We start from the raw sequence: 6,733 nt of genomic DNA on the forward strand, positions 1-6,733 counted from the left end.
CCACCCTCCAACAAGACAGAGGACACCCTGATGTCAGAGCGCAATCCCATCCTGATCACCGGTGCCGCCGGCGAGATCGGTGGTGTGAGCCGGACGATGGTCGACATGCTGCTCGAACAAGGGCACCCCGTGCGCGCGTTCGTGCGGCAGGACGACGAACGCGCCCACTCGCTCCGCCGGGCCGGGGCGGAGGTCTTCGTCGGTGACCTGCTCACCATCGCCGACGTGACCGCCGCGCTGGAGGGCGTCCGGCGCATCTACTTCAGCATGAGCCTGTCGCCTTACTACACCGACGCCGTCAGCCTGATGGCCGCGGCGGCGCGGGCCAAGGGCGACATCGAGGTGTTCGTCAACATCTCCGAGTACGAGCAGTCGTTCATGACCTTCGACCACATGACCGCGCCGGAGGAGGAACGGCGCGCGCGGCTCGGCGGGCTCGTCGCCAACTGGTCGCCGCAGCAGCGGGCCCACTGGGTCGCCGAGCAGGTGCTGGAGTGGTCCGGCGTCCCGACCGTCAACATTCGGGCGGCCTTCTTCGTCGAGAACCCCATCATGACCTGGCTGGCCCTCGGCTCACTGGCCGACGGTGAACTGCGCCTGCCCTTCGGCGACCACCGGCTCGCACCCGTCGCCGGTTACGACGTCGCGGAACTGTGCGCGAAGATCCTGGCCGACCCGGCGCCGCACCTCTCCAAGTCCTACGCGCTCACCGGCCCGGAGCTGAAGGACATGCACGGGATCGCGGAGGACTTCGCGGCCGTGCTGGGAAGCCCGGTCACGTATGTCCCCGAGGACATCGAAACCTGGAACGAGACCTACGTGGACACCCACATGTCCGCGTACCCGCACATCGCGGAGCACCTGAAGACCCTGACCCGGATCATCGGCCGCGGAGGATACGGCGGCATCACCGACGAGCTGGAAACCCTGCTCGGACGCCCGCCGAAGACCGTGCGGTGGGCTCTGGAGAACCACCCGCGCATCCGGAAGCCGGCGACTGCCTGAGCCGCTGAACGGTCCGGTGAACGGTCTGGAGCGGAACAGGGACGCCACGCCGGAGCCTTAGCGCCTTCGAGCTCGTGCGCCGCACCTGACCCACGCTTCCGGAGCACCGGTTCACCGGCATGCCGGTGGATACCTAGAATCCAGCCAGCACGTCGTGTCGGAGTGAGGAAGGCGATGGCCGAACTCGCCAGGATCACGGTCGAGCCACGGGAACCGCCGGCCGCCGAGGTCTCCCGTCGTCTCATCGACTACCTGATGTCCGGCGAGGTGCAACCCGGCGACCGGATTCCGTCGGAGCGGCGGTTGACCGAGATGCTCGGGGTGAACCGCCCCACGGTCCGCGAACCGATCAAGTCGCTCGGCTTCCTCGGTCTGCTGGAGATCCGGCAGTCCAGCGGTACCTACTTCCGTGGTGCCGACTCCGACGTGCTCTACCGGCTCTTCGAGCTGGGGCTGGTCCTGCGGGAGCGGGGTGCCCGGGACATGGTGCAGGCGCGTGCGGAGCTGGAGGTCGTCGTCGCCGGGCTTGCCGCGCGTGCGCGCGACGAGGCCGGGGTCGAGTTGCTGCGGGCTCGGCTCGCGGCCATGCGGGAGTGCCCGGACGAGGAGTTCCCCGAGGCGGACACCGCCTTCCACGCGGTCCTCGGGGAGCTGTCGGGCAACATGGTGCTGCGGGCCATGCTCAAGGGCATGCGGGTGATGATCCAGCGAGGCTGGGTGGAGCGCACCGGGCCGTCCGCCCCCGTGAGGTGGCCTACGCCGACCAGGTGCCGATCTTCGAAGCCGTCGCCGCGGGAGATGCCGAGGCTGCCCGCACTGCGATGGCGCGGCACATGAGCGGGGCATCGCGGCGCCTGATGGAAACTCTCGAACGGCGTGAGGCGTAGCCCTGTAGCCCTCACTGCCGTCGTCGGTCACCGGTGATCGCTGGTGGCCGGTCGGCCGGCCATCCTCCTCGACAGACTGGGGCTCTACGCCACTCCGGCAGAGCTCCCCATGCGTGCAACTGGTTTACCGGTTTACCGGTGAGTCATACGGTGACGGCGCGGCGGTGAACCACCGCCGGGACCTGGCCGCCTCCGTGAGCGCTCGCTCGCCGGGGCCGGGGCCTTCACCGGTTCCCGTCTGCCGGAAAAGGAAAAGACCCGGTGATCGAACCCCATCCCCTGGTTGCCCTCATCCACGCCGTGCCGACCGGAGCCCGCGTCGCCCAAGAGGCGCTCGCGCAAGAGTTCCCGCAGGCCACGGTCTGGAATGTGCTGGACGACCGGCTGCTGGACGACGCGCGCGCCGCCGGCGGCCTCACGGACGCGCTGCGCCGCCGGATGCTGCGGCTGATCGGGCACGTGGTGCACGGTGGCGTACAAGGACTGCCGCTGACCTGTTCCTCGTACGGAGAGGTGGTGGACACCGCCCGCACACTGTGGGGCGTGCCCGTTCTCAAGTCCGACGAGGCGATGTTCAAGGCCGCCCTGGCCGGGCCGTACCGACGGATCGCCGTCCTCGCCTCCACCTCGCCCGCCGTGCCGGCTGCCGTCGCCCAGCTCGAAGCCCTCGTACCGGAGGTGCGCCCCGGCCGGGCGTACGCCGAAGCGCTCATCTCGCACAAGGAGTTGGACGAACGCCTGCATCAAGTCCTCACCGCCAGGACGCCCGGTGAGCTCGTGCCGGCTCTGGCCTCACTCCCGGAGGAGCAGCCGGAGGTCACATCGACGATCGCCGCCGCAGGGGGACGGATCAAGCGGCGCGGCGCATGGCGCGTGCCTCGGATCCTCAAGGTCGGGTCCGCGTACGGAAGGGCGCGCCTGGATCTGTCGGTCCCTCACGCCAGGCGGTGAGGCCTCATCCGGCACCGGGGTCCTGCGTTCGCTGATTGCTGGCCGGTCGTGTCTGCCGGGACTTGGCGACAGGCGGCGCCTCGCCGGTCAGTGGTACGCGTGGACGACGGCGTGGCCCTTGCCCCGGCCGATCATCCACTTGTTGACCGGTGTGGTGATGAGGAAGGCGACCGCGAAGCCGCCGAGGAGCGCTGACCAGAAGAGGGCGTCGTCGAGGTGGGCGTCCATCGCGCCGGGGGTGAGGGCGATGATCGCGTTGTCGACCAGTTCCATGACAGCGATCGAGACGGTGTCGGCGGCCAGGGCCACCTTGATCGCGCTTCTGAGGTCCAGGCCGGCCCGCCGCACCGCGAACAGCGTGAACGAGTAGCCGAAGAGGAACGCGAGCGTGATGGCCAGGATCATGGTCGGCACGTTGCCCCACATCAGAGCCGTGCCGATGACCATGCCCAGGATCTCGCCGACGGCGCAGCCGGTGAGGCAGTGCAGGGTCGCCTTCGCCGCCGTGGCCCAGGAGGCGCCTCCGGGGCTTCCGTGCGGCAGCGCGTGGTCGGAGTGGCGGCTGTGCCGACCCTCGTCGCGAGCGATCCGGTCGGGGGGTGCGGTGCCGTCGGGATGAGTCCTGTGGTCCATGTGGTCCATGTCTTCCCGGTCCAGGTGGTCCATGTGGTCCATGACCTTTCACCACCCTTCTCCTCCATGGTGGCCCGTCTTCAGGAGCAACGCCAGGCTATACCCCTGGGGGGTATATGGCGAGGGTGAGGGGCCGTGATGGCGGCGCGCGGCGCGGCACGGTGCGTACCTCGTGATCGGCTTCACGGTACGGGCGGCTCGATGGCGACGATGCTGCTGATAGGGACGGTGTTGATGGGGACGGTGTTGGTGGTGGCCGTCTCACCCGAACTGCAGGCGCGTATCGGGCAGTTGCGGGCCGAGGCGGTGCGATGACCGGGGTGCGGCTACGGCCGCGTCACGCGGCGCCGAGCGGGCAGGCGACGAGGAGCGGCAGCAGCGGAACGGTCGCGATCACGGCGGCGACCGAACCCCGGAGCGCGCGGTGCGCGGGAGGGCGCGGCCCGAGCACCCGCCGGATCCGGAGCAGGACCGCCGGGCCGCCCGCCGCGAACGCGTCCTTGGGCGTCCGGGCCGCCGCCATCTCGTACATCGCGCTCGCCAGGGCACTGTCGGAGTGGGTGCGCAGGGCACGGTCGTCGGCGACCATCTCCAGCAGGAGCGTCGTCTGCGCACGGGCGTGGCGGGCCAGGGGGAGTCGGGGGAAGAGCGAGTGGAACGCCGCCGCGGCGGCGATCACCAGATGGTGGCGGCCCGCGACATGCGCCCGTTCGTGCGCCAGGACCGCCGCCAGTTGTTCGGGGCTCAGCTCCCGCACGGCCGCGTCGCTGATCACGATCCTGGGCCGGTGACCCGGCAGGCAGTAGGCGGCGGGCACGTCGTACGGCAGGACGGTGGCGCCCAGCCGTACGCAGCGGCGGCCGACCAGATCCACCGCCTCCCGGTGCCGGGCCCGCGCCCGACGGGCTCGTACGACGTGGAAGGCGAAGCTTCCCGTGAGTGCGGTCCCGAGCGCTGCGGGAACGCCGACGGCGAGGCGGCCCGCGATGTCGCGATCGGGTCCGCTCGCGCCGGGGCCGAGGCCGAGGTCGAGTCCGCAGGAGTGCAGCAGGCCCAGGAGACCCTCGTGGGTGTGCACGGCCGGCATCAGCAGGTGGTACACGGTCAGGGCGGCGCCGAGGGCGAAGGACAGCGTCAGCGTGTGCCAGACCAGCAGAGCCAGGGCGGGCGCCCGGTGCGGCCACGCGGCACGCAGGACCAGGGGAGGGGCGACGAACCCCACCGTCGCCGTGTACGCGAGCAGGAGCGGAGCCGCGTTCACGACTTCGCCTGCCGTCCCACCGTGCGCAGCGCCTTGCGCAGGGCGGCCTGTTCCTCCTCCGTCATGTTCTCGACGAAGTGGATCAGCGCGGCCGGCCGGTCCTTGCTCGCGTCGAGACCGTCCTCCATCAGCGCCGCGGCGTACGCCTCGCGGCTGCGCACGGGGGTGTACAGCCAGGCGCGGCCCTGCTTGCCCCGCAGCAACCAGCCTTTGTTGTAGAGGATGTTGGTGACCGTCATGACCGTGGTGTAGGCGAGCGGGCGGGTCTTGTTGAGATCGTCGACGACCTCGCGCACCGTCGCCGGACGGTTCCACGTCCAGAGGCGGTCCATGATCTCCGCTTCCAGTTCCCCCAGCCGTCGCATGGCCCTGACTCCTTCTGGCTGCCCGCGCGTACGTGGGTACGCACGTACGCAGGGGCATAGTAGATGGCCTGCTCGTCACGGCTCCTCGGTGGCGGTGGCGGTGGCGGTGGCGGTGGGACCGATCGCGCGAGGACCGGCGCGGGCCGTGCGTCGGCCCGCGCCGGGGTGCTCAGAGCCGGTCGAGGATGTCGTTGAGCTGCTCGGCCTCGGCGGTCTGGCCCTGCACGATGGCGCCCGCCATCTTCACGGCGGCACCGTACCTGCCGTTCTTCTGCTCGTCCTCGGCCATGGTGATGGCACCGTTGTGGTGCTGGATCATCATCTCGGCGAACGTCTTGTCGAACTCGGTGCCCTTCAGGCCCTTGAGCCGCCGCATGTCCGCGTCGGACATCATGCCGTCATCGTCGCCGTGGTCCATACCGGGCATGGACTCGGGGGCCGTCGGCTTGTCCCAGGACCGCAGCCACCCCTTCATCGTCTCGATCTCGGGTTCCTGGGCCTTCTCGATCTGCTCGGCGATGGCCTTGAGCTCCGCGTCGGAGGCCCGGCCGTCGGCGAGTTGGGCCATGTCCAGGGCCTGCGCGTGGTGCGGGATCATCATCTGCGCGAAGGTGACGTCGGCGTCGTTGAAGCCGGCCGATCCGGCGTCGCTCGATCCGGTGTCGGTCGATCCGGCGTCGCCGGACGCGGACGGTGAGCTCTTGCCGCCGCCGTGCTCCATACCGTTCATGTCGTCGCCGCATGCGGTGAGGAGCAGGGCGCCGACGGTGGCGACGCTCGCGATGGCGGCGGCCCGGCGGAGGCGCGTCCGGCGCGGGGTACGCGTGGGGGCAGTCATGGTCGATTCACCTCGTGGTGTGCGTTCTTGGCTGTTCGTGGGCAGGCGAAGCCGCGGGGCCGCGCAGGGCGCGCGCCCGCGTGAGCGGTTCGGCCTACAGCCGCAGAACTGACAGACGGGTGAGATCGGGCCCGCGCGGCGGCGGGCGAGGTCGCGCGATCGCGGCGACCTGGGCGAGAAGTTCTGCCCACTCCTCATGACGGCGGGTGAACGCCGATGTGAGGAGGACGGTGAGGACCCATGCGCCGAGCAGGATCGCCACGCAGAGGGACTGCATGTCCATGGTCGGGGCCGGTTCGTGCGAGGACTTCGGCCCCGGCGCCGTCGTATCCGTCGTGGTGGCGTGGGAGGCGGTGTCCATGGAGTGCGCGGACTCGCCGGGGTGCCCGGTGCTGTGCATCGCGAAGACGCTGAGGGCGAGCACGGCGGCGAGTAGCAGGTGGCCGAGGGGGCCACCCGCGCGTACACGTCGACTCACCTGCATGCGGGGCTCCGTCACCGACCGTTGGATCTGCTGTCACGACCGTACCCAAGGGACGAGGTCGCGCCGGGTGAAAGGGCGTTTTCTACTGTTCTACTAAGCGGTTTCGTGGTGGAGATCACGTCACGACGACATACGACGACGGACGACCATGGCGCGCTGCCGTACGGGTTGGGTCAGGGAGTGTCGGTGGTGCCGGCCGAGGCCGAGGGACCGGCGGCCTCGGCGGGGGTCGCCCACGGGGTGGTGCTGTCGGTGGCGGACCTGGTCGGCGGGGCCGAGGGGATCGGGCTCGCGGGGCTGTCGCTGGGC

Annotated in this window: 8 protein-coding genes and 1 pseudogene; 4 read left to right on the forward strand and 5 right to left on the reverse strand. The window is 70.4% G+C overall.

Translation table 11 applies throughout. From position 1 onward, the window contains the following. Window positions 1–30: 30 nt before the first annotated feature. The 3 genes and pseudogenes from P1P70_RS13265 to P1P70_RS13275 form a co-directional block, all read left to right on the forward strand. The gene (locus P1P70_RS13265) at window positions 31–1,005 is read left to right on the forward strand and encodes an NAD(P)H-binding protein (protein WP_319237027.1); all 975 of its coding nucleotides are present in this window, start codon (window positions 31–33) and stop codon (window positions 1,003–1,005) included. Between the two features lie 174 nt (window positions 1,006–1,179). Next, a complete protein-coding gene (locus P1P70_RS13270; protein ID WP_319237028.1) occupies window positions 1,180–1,842 on the forward strand; it encodes a FadR/GntR family transcriptional regulator in 663 nt (220 codons plus the stop codon). Window positions 1,843–2,570: 728 nt separating this feature from the next. Continuing rightward, window positions 2,571–2,822 (forward strand): annotated as a pseudogene (locus tag P1P70_RS13275) (DUF1707 SHOCT-like domain-containing protein); the annotation flags it as partial. 108 nt (window positions 2,823–2,930) lie between these two features. Here the strand turns inward: P1P70_RS13275 and P1P70_RS13280 are convergent. The 5 genes from P1P70_RS13280 to P1P70_RS13300 all read right to left on the reverse strand — a co-directional run bounded on the left by P1P70_RS13280 (window position 2,931) and on the right by P1P70_RS13300 (window position 6,424). Continuing rightward, the gene (locus P1P70_RS13280; RefSeq protein WP_319237034.1) at window positions 2,931–3,476 is read right to left on the reverse strand and encodes a DUF4396 domain-containing protein; all 546 of its coding nucleotides are present in this window, start codon (window positions 3,474–3,476) and stop codon (window positions 2,931–2,933) included. Between the two features lie 337 nt (window positions 3,477–3,813). Next, window positions 3,814–4,737 carry a M56 family metallopeptidase gene (locus P1P70_RS13285; protein ID WP_319237029.1) on the reverse strand — a complete coding sequence of 308 codons (924 nt, stop codon included), beginning with the start codon at window positions 4,735–4,737 and terminating at the stop codon, window positions 3,814–3,816. Next, the gene (locus P1P70_RS13290; protein ID WP_319237030.1) at window positions 4,734–5,102 is read right to left on the reverse strand and encodes a BlaI/MecI/CopY family transcriptional regulator; all 369 of its coding nucleotides are present in this window, start codon (window positions 5,100–5,102) and stop codon (window positions 4,734–4,736) included. The genes P1P70_RS13285 and P1P70_RS13290 overlap by 4 nt, the downstream gene beginning before the upstream one ends. A 169-nt stretch (window positions 5,103–5,271) precedes the next feature. Continuing rightward, a complete protein-coding gene (locus P1P70_RS13295; protein WP_319237031.1) occupies window positions 5,272–5,940 on the reverse strand; it encodes a DUF305 domain-containing protein in 669 nt (222 codons plus the stop codon). A 94-nt stretch (window positions 5,941–6,034) separates the two neighbouring features. Continuing rightward, complete coding sequence (locus P1P70_RS13300; protein ID WP_319237032.1) at window positions 6,035–6,424, reverse strand: DUF6153 family protein; 390 nt, start codon at window positions 6,422–6,424, stop codon at window positions 6,035–6,037. A 105-nt stretch (window positions 6,425–6,529) separates the two neighbouring features. On the opposite strand from P1P70_RS13300, the gene P1P70_RS13305 reads away from it, so the two are divergent. Next, the coding region (locus P1P70_RS13305) for a hypothetical protein (protein WP_319237033.1) at window positions 6,530–6,733 on the forward strand (204 nt) is incomplete at its 3' end.

Origin of the sequence: Streptomyces sp. MB09-02B (assembly GCF_033794485.1) — a bacterium.
In the GTDB taxonomy this organism is placed as follows: Bacteria; Actinomycetota; Actinomycetes; order Streptomycetales; family Streptomycetaceae; genus Streptomyces.

What these genes read in the sequence shown, in the direction of transcription:
- P1P70_RS13265 (WP_319237027.1), top strand. Translation starts at nt 31, where the DNA reads ATGTCAGAGCGCAATCCCATCCTGATCACCGGTGCCGCCGGCGAGATC.
- P1P70_RS13295 (WP_319237031.1), bottom strand. Translation starts at nt 5,940, where the DNA reads ATGACTGCCCCCACGCGTACCCCGCGCCGGACGCGCCTCCGCCGGGCC.
- P1P70_RS13280 (WP_319237034.1), bottom strand. Translation starts at nt 3,476, where the DNA reads ATGGACCACAGGACTCATCCCGACGGCACCGCACCCCCCGACCGGATC.
- P1P70_RS13300 (WP_319237032.1), bottom strand. Translation starts at nt 6,424, where the DNA reads ATGCAGGTGAGTCGACGTGTACGCGCGGGTGGCCCCCTCGGCCACCTG.
- P1P70_RS13270 (WP_319237028.1), top strand. Translation starts at nt 1,180, where the DNA reads ATGGCCGAACTCGCCAGGATCACGGTCGAGCCACGGGAACCGCCGGCC.
- P1P70_RS13290 (WP_319237030.1), bottom strand. Translation starts at nt 5,102, where the DNA reads ATGCGACGGCTGGGGGAACTGGAAGCGGAGATCATGGACCGCCTCTGG.